This window comes from Falsochrobactrum shanghaiense, from assembly GCF_003149535.1.
Classification (GTDB): Bacteria; Pseudomonadota; Alphaproteobacteria; order Rhizobiales; family Rhizobiaceae; genus Brucella; species Brucella shanghaiense.
Genome location: NZ_QGDB01000002.1, coordinates 451163 through 467015 on the forward strand (window position 1 = coordinate 451163; position 15853 = coordinate 467015).

Here is a 15853-nt window from a genome sequence, read left to right on the forward strand (position 1 = left end):
ATGGCGAGCAAAACATCTTCCATCCTTTCCTCCCGTTTTACGAGCTTTGAATTCATTTTCGGCGTGCTGCTGACGGGTGCGATCTGCTTTGCCGTGCTCTTTTCCGGCTATCTGTTTCCGGGCGGCGCCAACAAGATCGATCTGCTGGCGCGCCTCACACCGCCATTCGTCAATCCCGCGCATATATTCGGCACCGATCCGCTTGGCCGTGACGTGCTGGCGCGGGTGGTGTCAGGCGGCAAGATTTCGCTCTTTGTCGGCTTCGTATCGGTAATCGGATCGGTCATCATCGGCACGATCATGGGGCTTGTGGCGGGTTATTATCGCGGCTTCTGGGACATGGCGCTGATGCGTTTTGTCGATGTGCAGCTTGCCATGCCCTTTATTCTGCTTGCCATCACGGTCATGGCGATTTTTGGTGCGGGACTTTTCAACACGATCCTGCTGCTGATCATCTCGCAATGTGTGCAATATGCGCGTCTGGTGCGTGGATCGGTCCTGTCGCTGCGCGAGCGCGAATTCATTCTCTCGGCGCGCGCCATTGGCGTGAAGGACCGGCGCATTATTTTCCAGCATCTTCTGCCCAATCTGCTTGGCCCGGTCATCGTGCTGATGACGCTCAATGTCGCCAACAATATCCTGCTCGAATCCAGCCTGACCTTCCTTGGCCTTGGTGTCGATCCGACAACTCCAAGCTGGGGCGGCATGCTGGCCGACGGACGGACCTATCTCCAGACTGCATGGTGGGTCAGCGTATTTCCCGGCCTTGCCATCCTGTTTACCGTGCTTGGCCTCAATCTCCTTGGCGACTGGCTGCGCGACAGCCTCGATCCGACTGGCAGAACCCGATGAGCCTGATTTTTGAAAAGAGCTATGAGCGGACGATCGATGCTCTGATTGCCCGCTTCTCGAAACCTGAAATGCGCGGCGCAAAGGTCGAGGCATGGCTGTTCGATGATCAGCCGAGCCGCTTTGCCGCCGAAACCGCATTGCGCGAGGCTGGCATCAGCGCGCGCCTGCGTTCGGCCTATAAGCCGCTTTTGCACTTCTTCCTGGAGGAAGTGGATGGAAAAGCGCTTGCGTCGGCCACCATTCATTATCCGCGCCATGAGAATTGCGTTAAAAACCGCTTTCTGCTCGAAACCTATCCGCTATCCGCGCTTCTGCCGCATGCTGATATTGCGTTCGCCGCCTCCGGCAAGGATGATTTTTTCTATGAAGTCGAACTGACCCTTAAAGACGGCAGCGCTCAAAATCATCGCGTTTTTGCGCCCAACCGGGTGCATCAGGATTTTATCGGCGAAACGCTGGTTTCTCCGACGGGCTGGCTGATTGTCGAACATGGCGGCGCCATCGAAAACAGACGCTACGAAACGGCCTATGAAAAGCTGTTTCATGAGACGGTTTCTGCGATTGCCAGCCATGACTGGGGCAGGGACGAGCCTTATTTCGATGAACTGAACATTGCCGTCAACCTGCCGGTTTCCGACCGTCGCCTGTCTTACGATGAGGAATCGCTGAGTCTCACGGAAGCCATGCACGAGGATATTTATTTCTCGCTGCTGGAAGTGTTCCAGAAGAAATCCGGTCGGCCTATCGGTGATCGCGGATTGCAGCCCGGCCAGATCGTGCCGGAAGTGCGCTTTTTCGATGGCGCGCCCGGTGTGAAAGTCGAAACCCGACCATTTTCTGTTGCCGATTCATTGACGGCTGAACAAGTGCTGGAAAAGGCGCAGGCGCCGCTTTCCGCCGATCAGTTGCGCCGCGAAATCCGCAAGCTCGGCGGCGAGCCGTTTGAGGCCAAAACCCGCGCAGGCCGCGTTGTTTACGCCACTTACATCAAGGGCAGCGATACGCCCATGATGATCAGCGCCGGGCAACATGCCAATGAAACGACCGGCGTTGTGGGTGCCCTGCGTGCAGCAAACCGCCTTGCGGCGCGCAAGGACGCGCATTTCACGATCTCGCCGCAGGAAAATCCGGACGGTTATGAAATTCATAAGCGTCTTTGCAAGTTACAGCCGCATCACATGCATCACGCGGCGCGCTATACGGCTCTGGGTGACGATCTGGAATATCGCAGCGGCGAGGGGCTTTACGAAAAAGCCATCCGCGTCGAGGCGGAAGCGCGCACCAATGCGAAACTGCATGTCAATCTGCATGGCTATCCCTCGCATGAATGGACGCGGCCATTATCGGGTTATGTGCCGCGCTCCTTCGCCATGTGGACGCTGCCCAAGGGTTTTTTCCTGATTATCCGGCATCATCAATCATGGGAAAAAGAAGCGGAAGAACTGATCGACCGCGTGACAAAACATCTGGCTGCAATCGATGGGCTGGTCGATTACAACAATGCGCAGATTGCGTTGTTCGAGCAGCATGCAGGCGAGACGGGCTTCCGCATCATTAACGGCTTTCCATGTCTTGTCGGCATCGACGACCGGCATACGGTTCCACTGACATTGATTACCGAATATCCGGACGAAACCGTCTATGGTGATGCCTTTGTGAAGGGGCATACGGCGCAGATGGAGACCGTTCTGGCAGCCTATCATGCCTTGCAGGCCATTATCCCTGCAACGCCTGCAGTGTAATTAGAGATAATAAACGCCGATACGCTTGCCGCCGATTATTTCGACGGCAATTTCCATCTGATAGATGTCTTGCAGGATTTCCGGGCGAATGAGTTCGTCCGGAGTTCCCTGATGCACGACCCGGCCATGGCGCATGGCGACGATGTGGTCGGAATAGCAGGACGCGAAATTGATGTCATGCAGCACCAGCACGACCGTCTTGCCCAATTCATCGGCCGCGCGCCGCAACAGCTTCATCATCGCGGCGGAATGCTTCATATCCAGATTGTTGAGCGGCTCGTCCAGCAACACATAATCCGTATCCTGACACAGGACCATCGCCACGAATGCCCGCTGGCGCTGACCGCCTGAAAGCTCATCCAGAAAGCGGTCCTGAAGATCCTCAAGCCCCAGATAGCCGATGGCCTGTTCGACATGTTTGAGGTCTTCGCTGTTGGGCCGACCCTTGGAATGTGGATAGCGGCCAAAGGCAACCAGATCGCGGACCGTCAGGCGCGAATTGATGGCATTGTCCTGCCGCAGGATCGAAAGCCGCTTTGCCAGCACATCACCGGGCGTCTTCACGACATCCAGTCCATCCACGGTGACGCGGCCCTTATCCATCGGCAAAAGGCGGCTGACCATGGAAAGCAGTGTGGATTTACCAGCACCATTCGGCCCGATGATCGAGGTGATGCCGCGCGCCGGCAATTTCAGCGTCACATCGTCAACGACGAGGTTCGTGCTGTAGGATTTGCTGACTTGGCTGATTTCGATCAACGTGCCGTACCTCTTACAAGAAGGATTATGAAGACAATCCCGCCGAGAAATTCGATGATGACGCTGAGCGCCGTATTGAAAGCAAAGACGCGCTCAAGAACCGTCTGCCCTCCGACGATACACAGGATCGCCAGCAGCACCGCCACCGGCAAGATGACGCGATGTTTGGCAGAGCCTGAAATCATATAGGCAAGATTGGCGACAAGCAGGCCAAAAAAGGTGATCGGGCCAACAAGAGCGGTGGATACAGAAACAAGGATCGTCACGATCAGCAGGATCTTATGGACCTCGCGGCGATAATTGAGGCCGAGATTGATCGCCGGATCGCGTCCGAGCGAGAGCACATCCATCACATGAATGAGGCGCAGGCCATAAAGCGAGACGGCTGCCACGATAATGGCCGCAAGCAGGAGAATATCGGCATTGATGCTGTTGAAGGTGGCAAAGAAGCGATCTTGCAATATGGCAAACAGGTTGGGGTCGAGCATTCGTTGCATCAGGTTTGAGATGCTGCGGAAGAAGACGCCGAATATTATGCCCACAAGCATTACCAGATGGAGACTGCGCGCAGCACCTGAAAACAGCCATGCATAGAGCAATCCGGCAAAGATGATCATGATGGCTGCTTCGGCGAGGAAGCGGATATTGGGCCCGATGCCTTCGATATGAACCGCGCCGAACGCGAAAACCGCAAGGGTCTGGATGAGGATATAGAGGGCATCGAAGCCCATGATCGACGGCGTCAGGATACGATTATGCGTGACGGTTTGAAACAGCACCGTGGAAACCGCGATTGCATAGGCGACCAGCAGCATTCCCGCGAGTTTGGTTCCGCGAAATGACAGAATAAATGACCAGCTTCCCTTGGCACCGAGTGTCATGAAGGCGGCGCAACTTAGCACCACGAGCACGGCCAGAAGGGTGATGATGAAGGCGGGACGGCTCTTAGGCAAGGCGCGACCCCCGCCGTAAAAGCAGATAAAGGAAGATCGCGCTTCCCACCACGCCCATCATGGTTCCAATAGGAATTTCATAGGGATAGCGGATCAGGCGACCGGCAATATCACAGGCGAGAACGAGAGCGGCCCCCAGAACCGCAACCCAGGGCACCGCACGGCGCATATTATCGCCTATGAATATGCTTACCACATTGGGCACGATCAGACCCAGAAACGGGATCATGCCGACCGTCACCACGACGGATGCGCTCACCATGGAGACAATGACAAGGCCGAGCGTTACGACGCGACGATAATTGAGGCCCAGATTGGTGGTGAAATCCTCGCCAAGCCCGGCAACCGTAAAACGGTCGGCGGCGATATAGGCAATTATCGTGAGGAAGAAGGAAAGCCACAACAGCTCATAGCGCCCGCGAAGAACGCCGGAGAAGTCGCCATTGGTCCATGAGTTGAGCGATTGCAGCAGATCGAAGCGATAGGCTATGAAAGTCGTGATCGCGCTGACGACCCCGCCCAGCATAATGCCGACCAGTGGCACGACCAGAATGGAGCGAAGCGGGATAGCGCGCAGGATACGCAGGAAGAGCGCCGTACCGGCGAGGGCGGTGACGGAAGCCACCAGCATCTTGCCGAAGACGGGTGTTTCGGGTGCAAACAGAATAACGAGAAGAATACCGAGGCTCGCCGATTCCACCGTGCCCGCGGTTGACGGCTCGACGAAGCGGTTACGGGTCAGCATCTGCATGATCATGCCGGCCACCGCCATCGACATTCCGGCAAGGATGATGGCCAGCGTGCGGGGTATGCGGCTGATCAGGAGAACCTGCGTGGCGCGGTCTGTGCTGCCAGTCCCGAAAAGCGTGTTTAGCGACACATCGCTGACGCCGATAAACAGGCTGGTTACAGCCAGTACGGCGACAATGATTATGGCGGCTGCAAATCCTTTCACGCTGGGGTCCTGTTTTCCTGCCTTGTCACAATAACGGGCCATCCGGCTTTGCCTGCGAATGGCCCGCATGGACTGGGTCGTTATTGATTATTTCGCCTTGTCGAAAGCCTGCGACAGCTGCTCGATATTGTTGTGCATCGCACCCAGGCCGCCTCCGACGAGATACCAGTTCTGCGAGACCAGATAGACGATCTGGTCATTCTTCGAAGCGTTGGTCTGGCGGACGAGGTCGTTGTCGAGAAGCTGTTTGGCCGAATTGCCTTCACGGCCGATCGCAGCATCGCGATCAATGACGAACAACCAGTCAGGATTGGCTTCCAGCAGGAATTCCGCGCTGATTGGCTGGCCATGATTGCCGATGGAAAGATCAGGTGCCGCCGGTTCGATGCCGAATTCATCGTGCAGCGTGCCAAAACGCGATCCGGGGCCATAGGCGCTCATTTTGCCGCCAGAGGTGAGGATCATCAGGCCCTTGCCTTTTCCGGCAGCTTTTTCATGCAGGGCCTTGATTGCCGCATCGAGCTTTTCGACTTCGGCCTTGGCTTCCGTTTCCTTGTCAAAAATCCGACCGAGCTTTTCGACATTGGCTTCGACATCGGAAACGAAGTTCTTGGCATCCACCGTCAGATCGATCGTGGGGGCGATCTTTGCCAGTTCAGCATATTTTGCCGCAGAGCGACCGCCGACGATGATCAGATCGGGTTCAGCGGCATTGACCGCTTCATAATCGGGTTCAAACAGCGTGCCGACCTTGGTGTAATCATCGCCTTCATATTTTTTCAGATAGTCTGGAAAAGCGATATTGCTTGGAATGCCGATTATCTCGACGCCGAGGCGGTCAAGATTGTCGAGCGTTGCAAAGTCGAACACCACGACCTTTTGCGGATTGGCAGGAACGGCCGTTTCGCCCTGGGCGTGCTTGATGTTGATGTCGGCAGCGCTGGCCGCAGAGGCGAGGGCGGCTGCGACAAATACTGCACCGCAGAGACGGGATATGTGCCGGCTGAGGTTCAACATGGTATTCGGTCCTTCTATCAATCCTGTGCTTTATAGTCTGGTTTTCTTCCAGTCAAAGCAGGAAGTTAAAATTTCTGCTTTTTGGCCTAACCAGAGGATTCAGCGGTGATACCATTTGAATGGATCACACCGTAAATAAGAGCTGGCGATTGAAGCAATCGCCAGCCCACCGATCAGCAGTATTTAATCAAAATTTCGATGTGAGAGAGATGAAGTAGCTTCTGCCGTTCTCAACGTAATTAGATTCTGTCTTCGGCTGTTTATCGAAAATATTGTTCACGCCGAGGCGGAGAGTTACATGTTCCGTAGGATCATATTTGAAGGAAACATTGGCAACCGCGTAGGGTGATACGTTCTGGGCTACAAGTGTTTCAGGGGACAGAACATAATCAACCTGCTTGCCATAATAATCGACTGAGCCAGTAACGCTGAAGTCTTCACGCGCCTGCCAGGTGACTTCCGAATGGACCGAGTATTCCGGATCCGCGGAAAGAGGCATTCCTGTTTCAAGGTTTTTGGATTCAAACAGGTAGGTAAATGAGTTCGTCCAGGTCCAGTCCTGATGAGGATAGACCGTCAATCCGCCTTCCAACCCTTGTGTGCGAGCGCGGTCGATATTGACCTGTTGCACATATTTGGTGCCTTCGCCCGTTATAAGCGACGCTTGGCGGGCCGAGGTGATCTTGTCGTCAATTTCATTATAGAAATAGGTCAGGCTGGCTTCCCATATGCTTTGCTGATAAACGCCGCCAAGCTCGAAGCTGTTGCTCGTTTCCGGCTTCAGGTCCGGATTGCCAACCATTTCGCAAGGGCCACCAACGGCACCGCAACCGCGACCCCGAGACGTCTGTACCCAGTTCGGATTCAGCTGGCGCATATTTGGCGCCTTGAATGCCTGCGCCCACCCGGCCTTGAAAGTCAGATTGTCGTTGAAATCATAATTTAGATAGACACGAGGGCTTGCGTGGGTGCCGAATTTCTCGTGCTGATCAATACGAAGGCCAGCTGTCAATTTCAGATCTTCACGAAGCTTGATCTGGTCTTCGACAAATATTGCCCCGGTCCACATGCTCGTTTCAGTGGAGCCAGTGGTTCCGGTTACAGAGTTGGCTTTTCCAAGGTTTTCCGGATCACTCATTTCTTCGTAACGAAGTTCACCGCCAATCGTCAAATCCTGTTCAAACCAGAAATCCAACGGCATTGAAAGTTTGCCGTCCAGCGTATAGCTGCGCACATTGATGGTCGTGTCACCGGTTACAACGCCACTCCGGTCAATAGTATTGTGATGGTTATCGGCATTTTCGATAAATGCCGTGATCGTCGATGTGCCAAAATCCCATTCGCCCACATGCCGGAGGGAGCCCGTAGTGCGGCGGATAGAGGTCTTACTCGTATCGATCTCACCGTCAGCTAGATAAGGACGATATTTCTCCTGCCCTGTGCTTCCTTCAACTTCAAACAATTGGTTGGAAGTGGGGGTCCAGGAGAATTTTGCCGTAATGTCATAATCATCGACGCCGCGCGGCGTCTGGATGTCATCATGCTCTGTCGGATTAGAGGGTTTTTGTCTACCGATACTGCCGTAAGCTGTGAAAGTCAGCTCATCGGGAACAATAGGCCCACTTACATATGCGCTTACTTTTTTGGTGACACCCGTTGATTTGCTCTCAGGTTGAATCCATTCAGTGGTGAGGGATCCCGTCCAGCTATCTTTAGATTTCTTGGTGATAATATTTACCACACCACCCAATGCATCTGATCCGTACAGCGTGGACATTGGACCACGAACGATTTCGACCCGCTCGATCGCGTCAACAGGAATCCAGTCAAGATCGCCATTGTAGTGACGCAAGGTTGTAAGGCCAGCATTTACGCGCTTTCCATCAATAAGAATAAGCGTGTATCCGCTGCCCATGCCGCGCATACTGATACCGCGGGTTCCATCACTTCCAAAACCGACATTGACGCCCGGTACGGTTCGCAATGCTTCCGTTATATCGGGTGCTGCTCTTTGCTGTAGTTTTTCCTGGCTCAGAACAGAGATGCTTGCTGGCGCATCCTTTGCGGTCGTTGCGATCGAGGACGCCGTAACAACGATCTGATCGAGTACAATTCCGCCACCATTCGTCGTGGCCTGCGCAGCTTCATTGCTGGTTGCATCTGTGTTTGATGCATTTTGCGCAAGAGTTGTCGTATTACCAAGAATGAGTGCCGTCGAAAGACATGTACCTGCAAAAACAGCCTTTATGAAGAGCGATCTGCGGATCGACTGCCCGCTCTGCGCATCTTCGATACACAATCCCCGAAACAAGCTGGTCATATTTGTCACCGTTAAAGTTGAGCTTTACGCTCTCCTTATGTATGGCAATAAGATGACGTCAAGGATCATGTTTTAAAAGAGTTCCAAATTGCAAAAACCGCAACTAAGCCTATATGGAGGATTCGATGGGTAAGCCTGAGAAAACGCAGGCAGGGGTTGAAGCAGCGCCTTTGGGGCAATTGCGGCTGTTAATCGCATTGGATGCGCTGCTCGTTGAGGGGAGCGTCGGCGGGGCGGCAAAACAAATGGGGGTAAGCACCGCCGCCATGAGCCGCCTGCTTGGCCAGATTCGTGAAAAATTCGACGATCCTATCTTAGTCCGCTCCGGGCGCAGCATGATTGCCACGCCTAAAGCAGAGGCGCTTCGCAGCAGGCTTCGCCATCTTGCCAATGAGGCAGAGGCTCTCATGAACCTTGGCGGCGCCGATGCTCCAACCGCCTCGCGCGATGCCCATGAGGGCTGGAAGCATAAAAGCATCATGGGCGCGCCGCCGCGCCTTGGCCTTCGCAAGATTGTCCAACTGGAAAACCACCCATCCCCGGAACATGTCGCCGCGCAATTTGCGTTCATTCATACAGAGAACGATCCTGCCCGGCGACTGGCAAAATATATCGCAGTAACGGGACGTAAAGTCGGCCATACCCGCCCCCTTCATATCGATGAGGCGGAAGATGCATTCACAACGATCCTTGCGGGTGAAGCTGATCCCATGCAGATAAGCGCCTTGCTGCGCCTCATTCATTATCGCGGGGAAACAGCGCCCGAGCTTGCCGGGATGGCGCGTGCGGCCCATAGATATTATTCCACCGATACGGGCATGCGCTCACCGGCCCTCGACTGGCCCGCGCATCTTTCAGCCAATTCGCGGCAGTCTCCATGGTTCATACTGGCGGCTTTGCTGGTCGCGCGCGCGGGTTATCCTGTCGTCCTTCATGGCAATTACGGGACAGGCGAGCTTTCCGGCAAGCTGGAACTGGCAGCGGAAGCGGTCGACATACCAGTTGCAACATCGCTGGCACAGGCGAAAACGGCACTGGCGGCACGCCATATCTGCTTTATGCCCCTGGCAGGGTTTGCGCCGCAAATTCATGCGCTGCTTGCGCTCTATCCATTATTTGAATCGCGATCGTCAATTAACAGTCTGGTCCATCTGCTCAACCCCATGCGGCTTTCAGCGTCCTTCCTCGGCGTCACGCAGCCAGCCTATCGTGAGCTTCACCGCGATGCCGCAGCCCTGCTCGAGCGGCAATCTGTATCGGTTGTTTCGACGAGCCGCGACGTGGCGGAACTCGTCCCCCATCGCCCGCATGCGATACACCGGCTGATCAATGGTGAAAAAACGGATTTGCTGCTGCCGACCTTATCGAAGGCCGATGGGGACAGCCATGTGGGCCTGAGCACTTTCGAATATTGGCAAGCCGTCTGGTCGGGGGCCGCCACAGACCAGCGGGCGCAATACACCATCATCGCCACGACAGCTTTGGCCTTGATGACAGTGCAGGGCGCGGATGATGGCAGCTATGCGCAATTCTACAGCAAGGCAGAAAATTTATGGCTTCATCGGCATCAGCGACGTGTTTAACCCATTCCTTGACGGCCAGAAATTGAGCTTAAAGCGTGTTGCGTTTTATCGGATTTATACAACACGCTTTAACTGTTTGTTTTTACGCATGTCTTTATCCCAAAACCGGTACCCACTTTTGGGAGACATGCTCTAGCTTGCCGTCAAGGAACAGGCCGGGGGTACGCGCCTATAATCGGCCTGTTTCGCGATTCGATTAAGCTGCTAATAGTGCCAGTCGAAGCGCACAATGCGGCGCCGGTTTATTCGTTCTCATATGTCTCGACGTCTATTCCCAGCGCAACCAGACCTTCCTCTATATAGTCGCCCAGAAGGGGCGTTCCGAGAAGGTATTTCGCCTCGCGCCCATTGTGGCGTTCGCTTGCCATATTCAATGCATCTTCCCACTCATCGGCGCTGAAATCCCCGCGCCCCACCCACATCAAGGCCAGAAGTTCCATTTTCTGATCTTCATTGAGAGAACGGATTGCCGCGACCAGTTCCTTGCGGGTCGGATTGTCGGGCGAGGCGTCGAAAATATCGACATCGCCATCATCGGCGGCATTGGAACCGGAGTTTTCATCGACGGTCGGCACCTGCACATCATATTCGCGTGCCTTGGAGATGATATATTCCAGGTTATCGATATTGTTTGCCAGCTCGACCATGATGCGTCTCCGTTTTTCAGCCACGCAAGGATATGGTGACGGAGGTGGCGAGCGTTGGCAAGCGGAAATAATCTACCCGAAAAATGACAGAGTCCAGTCGGCAATCAGCTTTATGGACAAGCCGAAAAGCGCAAGCTGCACGAGAAGAAAGAAGGGGCCGTCCGGCATGATGCGGGTTAGTTTTGCGCCGGCAAAAGTGCCGATGACAGCAGCCGGAATCAGCCAGTAGCCCAATCCCCAGTCGAGGCGGGAGAACTGCTGCATTTCCCAATAAGGAACGAGCTTGACCGCGTTGACGACCGCGAAAAGGATCGTCGATGTTCCGGCAAAGACCAGTTTTTCCAGACGCTGCGGCAGCACATATATCTGGAAAGGCGGACCGCCGGAATGCGATACGAAGCTGGTCAGCCCGGTCAGCGCGCCCCAGAAAACCCCGCGCGGTATATCGGCCTTGCGGGCCTGTCGGCGATAGCGCGCGCCGATCCAGGCATTCAGGCAAAAGAAGATGCCGATCAACCCCACCAGCATGCCGATGAATTTGCCGGAAAGATGGGAGCTGAACAGCCAGCCGATACCAATGCCGATAATTGCCGCCGGTATCATGATCGCCAGATTTCGCGCCGAGTAATGGCGGCGGTAGAGATAAAGGCCGAACATATCGCTGATGACATAGATGGGCAGCAAGAGTGCGGCCGCCGTTACCGGCGAAATAACCAGCGCCATCAGCGGCACCGCAAGAGTGCCGACCGAAGGCAGGCCGCCTTTCGAAAGCCCGACCAGAAAGGCTGCGATGATCGCGATCGAAAGAAAAAGAGGGCTATGCTCAAGCATCAGGGATGCGTCTTTGCCGATCAGCTATGCGCCCATTCCCAGTAGAGCGCGCGAGCGCGTTTTGTCACCGGACCATAGGCAAGTGCCCGGTCGTCGAAGCCGATAATCGGCACGACCTTGCTTAAATTTCCGCTGGAGAAGATTTCGTCCGCTTCGCGAAAGTCCTGAATTTTCAACGTCGTTTCGTGGACGCTCACACCTGCCTCGCGCAGAAGCCCGATTACCCGCTGCCGCGTAATGCCGTTGAGGAAGGTGCCATTGGGAACAGGGGTGAAAACCTCTCCGCCGCGCACCATGAAGACATTCGAGGTTGCAGTTTCTGCAACATTTCCGAGCACATCGGTCACCAGTGCATTGTGGAAGCCTTTCGCCTTCGCCTCGCGCAGCATGCGCGCATTATTGGGATAGAGGCAGGCGGCTTTTGCATTGACCGGCATGACTTCGAGATAGGGCCTGCGGAACGAAGTCGTCGTGATCGTAAAGCCTTTGGGCTCCACCATCGGGATGGCTTCAAGGCATAGGGCGAAGTCGGTGGATTCGGGCAGGGCGGCAACCGTGCTGGCGTCGCCTTCTTCCGCCCAATACATGGGGCGGATATAGACATCTGTTCCGGGGCCGAATTTTTTTAGCCCTTCGCGCGCCAATGCCTCAATATCCTGTGTCGAGAGCGCTGGCTCCAGCCCCAGGGCGCGGGCTGAGTCATTGGCGCGGGCGCAATGGCGATCAAGATCGGGCGTGACGCCTTCAAACAGGCGCGCACCGTCGAATACGAGCGAGCCGAGCCACGTCGCATGGGATGCTGCGCCCAGAATACGAACATCGCCCTCATGCCATTCGCCCTTGTAATAGGTCCACATAGCCCGCTTCTCTGTCATTTTCTCGTCCTCCAGGATCACATTCTCACAAGATGCCCGGAAGCTCGATACCGGACTCAATTGAGTGCCTTATATCTGAAATCCGCCTTGAATGGATCAGCTTTGTGCATCTTCAATCAGGGCCGGAGCAGCCTCAAGAGAAGTAACCGCCGGAGGGCCTTCCACACCGCGTTCGCGTTCGCGGATGAAGGTGAAAAGACCGGAGACGGTAATGAGTACGATACCGATCAGCATCGGCAGGTCGATATGATCGTTGAAGATGAAATAGCCGAACAGGATCGCCCAGAGCATCTGGCTATATTGCGGGGTGGCAATGGCGCTGGCGGGCGCGCGCTGCGCTGCAAGCATCAGCAAAATATTGGCGAGCGCCGCCAGAAGGCCATAGCCTGCGAGATAGGTCCATTGGAGCAAATCCGGTGCCTGATAGGAGGGGATCATCAGAAGCCCGCAAATGATGATCGGGCCGATAAGACCAGCGGTATAAAGCGAGATGCGCTTTTCATGCTTGCCCATCACGCGGAAGATGATGATGCTCATTGCACCGCCAAAGCCGCCGCCCAGCGCCCCAAGATGGCCGATCGAAAGCTCGCGGAACCCCGGCCGAAGCACGATCAGAACGCCCAGAAACCCGATCGCGACGGCTGACCAGCGCCGCCAGCCGACCTGCTCTTTAAGAAAGAGGACCGACAAGATGGTGACGAAGGTTGGCAGGAGGAAAATCAGCGCGAAAGCTTCAGCCATGGAAAGATGCGTGAAGGCGACGACACTGCCGATAACGCCCATGGTGGCGGTCACGGTGCGCAGCAGCCATAATTTCATATTGCTGCTGCGGAACATATCGGACCAGGCATCGTCTCGCTTCTTGGTGAAGGGGATCGCCAGAAGCCCCAGCACGGCTCCAAAAAATGCCGTTTCATAGGGAGAAAGCGTGCCGTCGATGAATTTGACGCAGGCGTCACTGATGGCGAAAGCGGCGTAGGAGGCAAAGGCCAGAAAAATACCGTAAAGCATGGCGGCGTCCAGAAAATGCGGGGGCGTATTTCTCTGCCCTAATCCATCAGCTCCGAATTGGCAAAAGGCATTTTCGTATTTATGGCGCGGGAGGGGCTCAATGTGCGCCAAGACCTTATGACGTAGGCGATTGCGGCCAATTCAAGACCGGCAGCATCAGCGAAAATGCATGCCTCATTTGCAATCATATCCGTGGTGATTTTTTGGGCAAAAGCTTATTTAAAGATCATCCAACGAGGAGAAAGCAAATGAACATCCGTCAGAAAGTCCAACAGTATGTATCCCGCCGCCGCGCCGTCCGTGAACTGGGTGCGATGGACGACTATCTTCTTGCCGATATTGGTGTATCGCGTTCCCAGATCCAGAGCGCAGTTTTCGGCAGGTAATTTCGTATGGTGCGGCTGATAAATGATCGCCCCATAACGGAAACAAAAACAAGGTAAAAGCGTCGGTCTCCAGTCCCGACGCTTTTTTTATTTGTTTTACTGCATTGTCCGACTGCTCGAAGCAGGAAAATAAATCAGCGCGGTGAAGTGATTCCCCTGCACAAGCGTTTTAAACTTTTGCCGAAAAATGCTCATTTCCTCCATCACCCCGATGGGAGAAGCTGCGAATCGCTCCTTGCACGCGTTTTCGCAAGCATGCCGGATCAGTCGCCCGGATCAAAATTCCGGCCAGGACATCCTGCATTTTCTTGAAATTCTTTCAAAAAATTTACAGAAATGACGGGCTGGCGCTATTTGTCCTGCCGGTCCAAGTTAAATCGTGTCAATAAATAGGCATTCTTGCGACAGAACTGTGCTTTTGTGTGCAATGGGTGTATGGGGAACAATCCGCGTGCGTGACATGCGCAAGCGGCTAACAATTCGGCAATCGCTTGAGGTTGCTCCAAACTGATGATGCGGACAGCCCGTATGTCGGCTGCATATCGGAGGCGGGGAGCTGAGGAGCGCAATTTCTGCCTGGAGGAACTATGCTCGAAAAGCTGTTCAAACTACGAGAACATGGCACGTCCGTTAGAACGGAAGTGATCGCGGGTCTGACGACCTTCCTGACCATGTCCTATATTATTTTCGTCAACCCGGATATTTTGTCCACTACAGGAATGGACCGCAATGCGGTCTTCGTGGCGACCTGCCTTGCCGCAGCGCTCGGTTCGTTTGTGATGGCCTTCGTCGCCAATTGGCCGATCGGCATGGCGCCGGGCATGGGCCTCAATGCCTTCTTCGCTTTCACGGTTGTGGGCGCGATGGGCTTTACATGGCAGCAGGCGCTCGGAGCGGTCTTCATTTCCGGCGTGATCTTCCTGCTGTTGACCGTTACCGGCGTCCGCCGCTGGCTGGTCGATGGCATTCCGGTTTCGCTGCGCAGCGCCATTGCCGCCGGTATCGGCATGTTTCTGGCGCTCATCGGGCTAAAGAGCGCAGGCATCGTCGTGGCCAATGAGGCAACGCTCGTTGCGCTGGGCGATCTGACCCATTCGGGTACGCTGCTCGCCATCCTGGGCTTCTTCATCATTGCCGCCCTCGACGCACTCAAAGTGCGCGGCTCTATCCTGATCGGCGTTCTGGTCGTCACGATCATTTCCATCCTTCTGGGCATCAGCCAGTTCGGTGGCGTTTTCTCCGCACCGCCCAGCCTTGCGCCGACCCTCCTGCAACTCGACATACTAGGCGCGCTGCATACCGGCATCATCCATGTCATTCTCGTATTCGTTCTGGTCGAAGTCTTCGATGCAACGGGAACGCTGATCGGCGTCGCAAAGCGCGGCGGTCTGATCGAGCCGGGCAAGCCCAACCGTCTGAACCGCGCCTTGTTTGCCGACAGCACCGCAATTCTCGGCGGCTCGCTTCTGGGCACTTCATCGACCACGGCCTATGCGGAAAGCGCATCGGGCGTACAGGCAGGCGGACGGACGGGGCTGACGGCTCTCGTCGTCGCCGTGCTGTTTCTGGCCGCCTTGTTCATCTCGCCGCTCGCAGGTTCCGTGCCTGCTTATGCGACTGCTCCGGCGCTGATCTACGTCGCCTGCCTGATGATGCGCGAACTCTCGGAAATCAACTGGGACGAGATCACGGATGCTGCCCCGGCTGCCTTGACTGCCCTGGCAATCCCGTTCACCTATTCGATTGCCAACGGCCTTGCTTTTGGCTTCATCAGCTATGTCGTGCTGAAAACCGCTACGGGCAGGGTGCGCGAAGTGCATCCGGCAACCTGGATCGTCGCTATATTGTTCATTATCCGCTTTGCTTTCTTCCCTGAAGGCTAAACGGAATTATCGATAAAAAACACCGCATATCCATAGGGA

Annotated in this window: 14 protein-coding genes; 5 read left to right on the forward strand and 9 right to left on the reverse strand. The window is 55.1% G+C overall.

Going from position 1 to position 15853, the window contains the following annotated elements:
* Positions 1-852 carry an ABC transporter permease gene (locus DKP76_RS05975; protein WP_109705529.1) on the forward strand — a complete coding sequence of 284 codons (852 nt, stop codon included), beginning with the start codon at positions 1-3 and terminating at the stop codon, positions 850-852.
* Positions 849-2594 carry a M14 family metallopeptidase gene (locus DKP76_RS05980; protein ID WP_109705530.1) on the forward strand — a complete coding sequence of 582 codons (1746 nt, stop codon included), beginning with the start codon at positions 849-851 and terminating at the stop codon, positions 2592-2594. Before DKP76_RS05975 ends, DKP76_RS05980 begins: the two co-directional genes overlap by 4 nt.
* On the opposite strand, the gene DKP76_RS05985 is transcribed toward DKP76_RS05980, so the two are convergent.
* The 5 genes from DKP76_RS05985 to DKP76_RS06005 form a co-directional block, all read right to left on the reverse strand.
* Positions 2595-3353 (reverse strand): iron ABC transporter ATP-binding protein, encoded by a 759-nt coding sequence (locus DKP76_RS05985; protein ID WP_109705531.1) that lies wholly within the window; start codon positions 3351-3353, stop codon positions 2595-2597.
* Positions 3350-4306, reverse strand: coding sequence for an iron chelate uptake ABC transporter family permease subunit (locus DKP76_RS05990; RefSeq protein ID WP_245410152.1), 957 nt, complete (start codon positions 4304-4306; stop codon positions 3350-3352). The genes DKP76_RS05985 and DKP76_RS05990 overlap by 4 nt, the downstream gene beginning before the upstream one ends.
* Positions 4299-5261 carry an ABC transporter permease gene (locus DKP76_RS05995; RefSeq protein WP_109705861.1) on the reverse strand — a complete coding sequence of 321 codons (963 nt, stop codon included), beginning with the start codon at positions 5259-5261 and terminating at the stop codon, positions 4299-4301. Before DKP76_RS05995 ends, DKP76_RS05990 begins: the two co-directional genes overlap by 8 nt.
* 87 nt (positions 5262-5348) lie before the next feature.
* Positions 5349-6278 carry a siderophore ABC transporter substrate-binding protein gene (locus tag DKP76_RS06000; protein ID WP_109705533.1) on the reverse strand — a complete coding sequence of 310 codons (930 nt, stop codon included), beginning with the start codon at positions 6276-6278 and terminating at the stop codon, positions 5349-5351.
* Positions 6279-6465: 187 nt separating this feature from the next.
* Positions 6466-8598 (reverse strand): TonB-dependent receptor domain-containing protein, encoded by a 2133-nt coding sequence (locus DKP76_RS06005; RefSeq protein WP_109705534.1) that lies wholly within the window; start codon positions 8596-8598, stop codon positions 6466-6468.
* A gap of 125 nt (positions 8599-8723) precedes the next feature.
* Between DKP76_RS06005 and DKP76_RS06010 the strand changes: the two genes are divergently transcribed.
* Entirely contained in the window at positions 8724-10181 is a 1458-nt protein-coding gene (locus tag DKP76_RS06010) for a glycosyl transferase family protein (RefSeq protein WP_245410153.1), read from the forward strand.
* A gap of 242 nt (positions 10182-10423) precedes the next feature.
* Here the strand turns inward: DKP76_RS06010 and DKP76_RS06015 are convergent, their stop codons facing one another.
* From DKP76_RS06015 to DKP76_RS06030, 4 genes are all read right to left on the reverse strand, one after another.
* Positions 10424-10828, reverse strand: a complete 405-nt coding sequence (locus tag DKP76_RS06015; RefSeq protein WP_109705536.1) for a DUF3775 domain-containing protein — start codon at positions 10826-10828, stop codon at positions 10424-10426.
* A gap of 72 nt (positions 10829-10900) precedes the next feature.
* On the reverse strand, positions 10901-11659 hold the full coding sequence (locus tag DKP76_RS06020) for a sulfite exporter TauE/SafE family protein (RefSeq protein WP_109705537.1): 759 nt from the start codon (positions 11657-11659) through the stop codon (positions 10901-10903).
* A 20-nt stretch (positions 11660-11679) separates the two neighbouring features.
* Entirely contained in the window at positions 11680-12534 is an 855-nt protein-coding gene (locus DKP76_RS06025; RefSeq protein WP_109705538.1) for a branched-chain amino acid aminotransferase, read from the reverse strand.
* A gap of 96 nt (positions 12535-12630) precedes the next feature.
* Entirely contained in the window at positions 12631-13545 is a 915-nt protein-coding gene (locus DKP76_RS06030) for a DMT family transporter (protein WP_109705539.1), read from the reverse strand.
* A 248-nt stretch (positions 13546-13793) separates the two neighbouring features.
* Here DKP76_RS06030 and DKP76_RS06035 point away from each other — a divergent pair, with 248 nt between their 5' ends.
* Both DKP76_RS06035 and DKP76_RS06040 read left to right on the forward strand, forming a co-directional pair.
* The gene (locus tag DKP76_RS06035) at positions 13794-13931 is read left to right on the forward strand and encodes a DUF1127 domain-containing protein (RefSeq protein ID WP_109705540.1); all 138 of its coding nucleotides are present in this window, start codon (positions 13794-13796) and stop codon (positions 13929-13931) included.
* A gap of 587 nt (positions 13932-14518) precedes the next feature.
* Positions 14519-15814: an NCS2 family permease gene (locus DKP76_RS06040; protein ID WP_109705541.1), complete on the forward strand. Its 1296-nt coding sequence runs from the start codon at positions 14519-14521 to the stop codon at positions 15812-15814.
* The last annotated feature ends 39 nt before the right edge of the window (positions 15815-15853 follow it).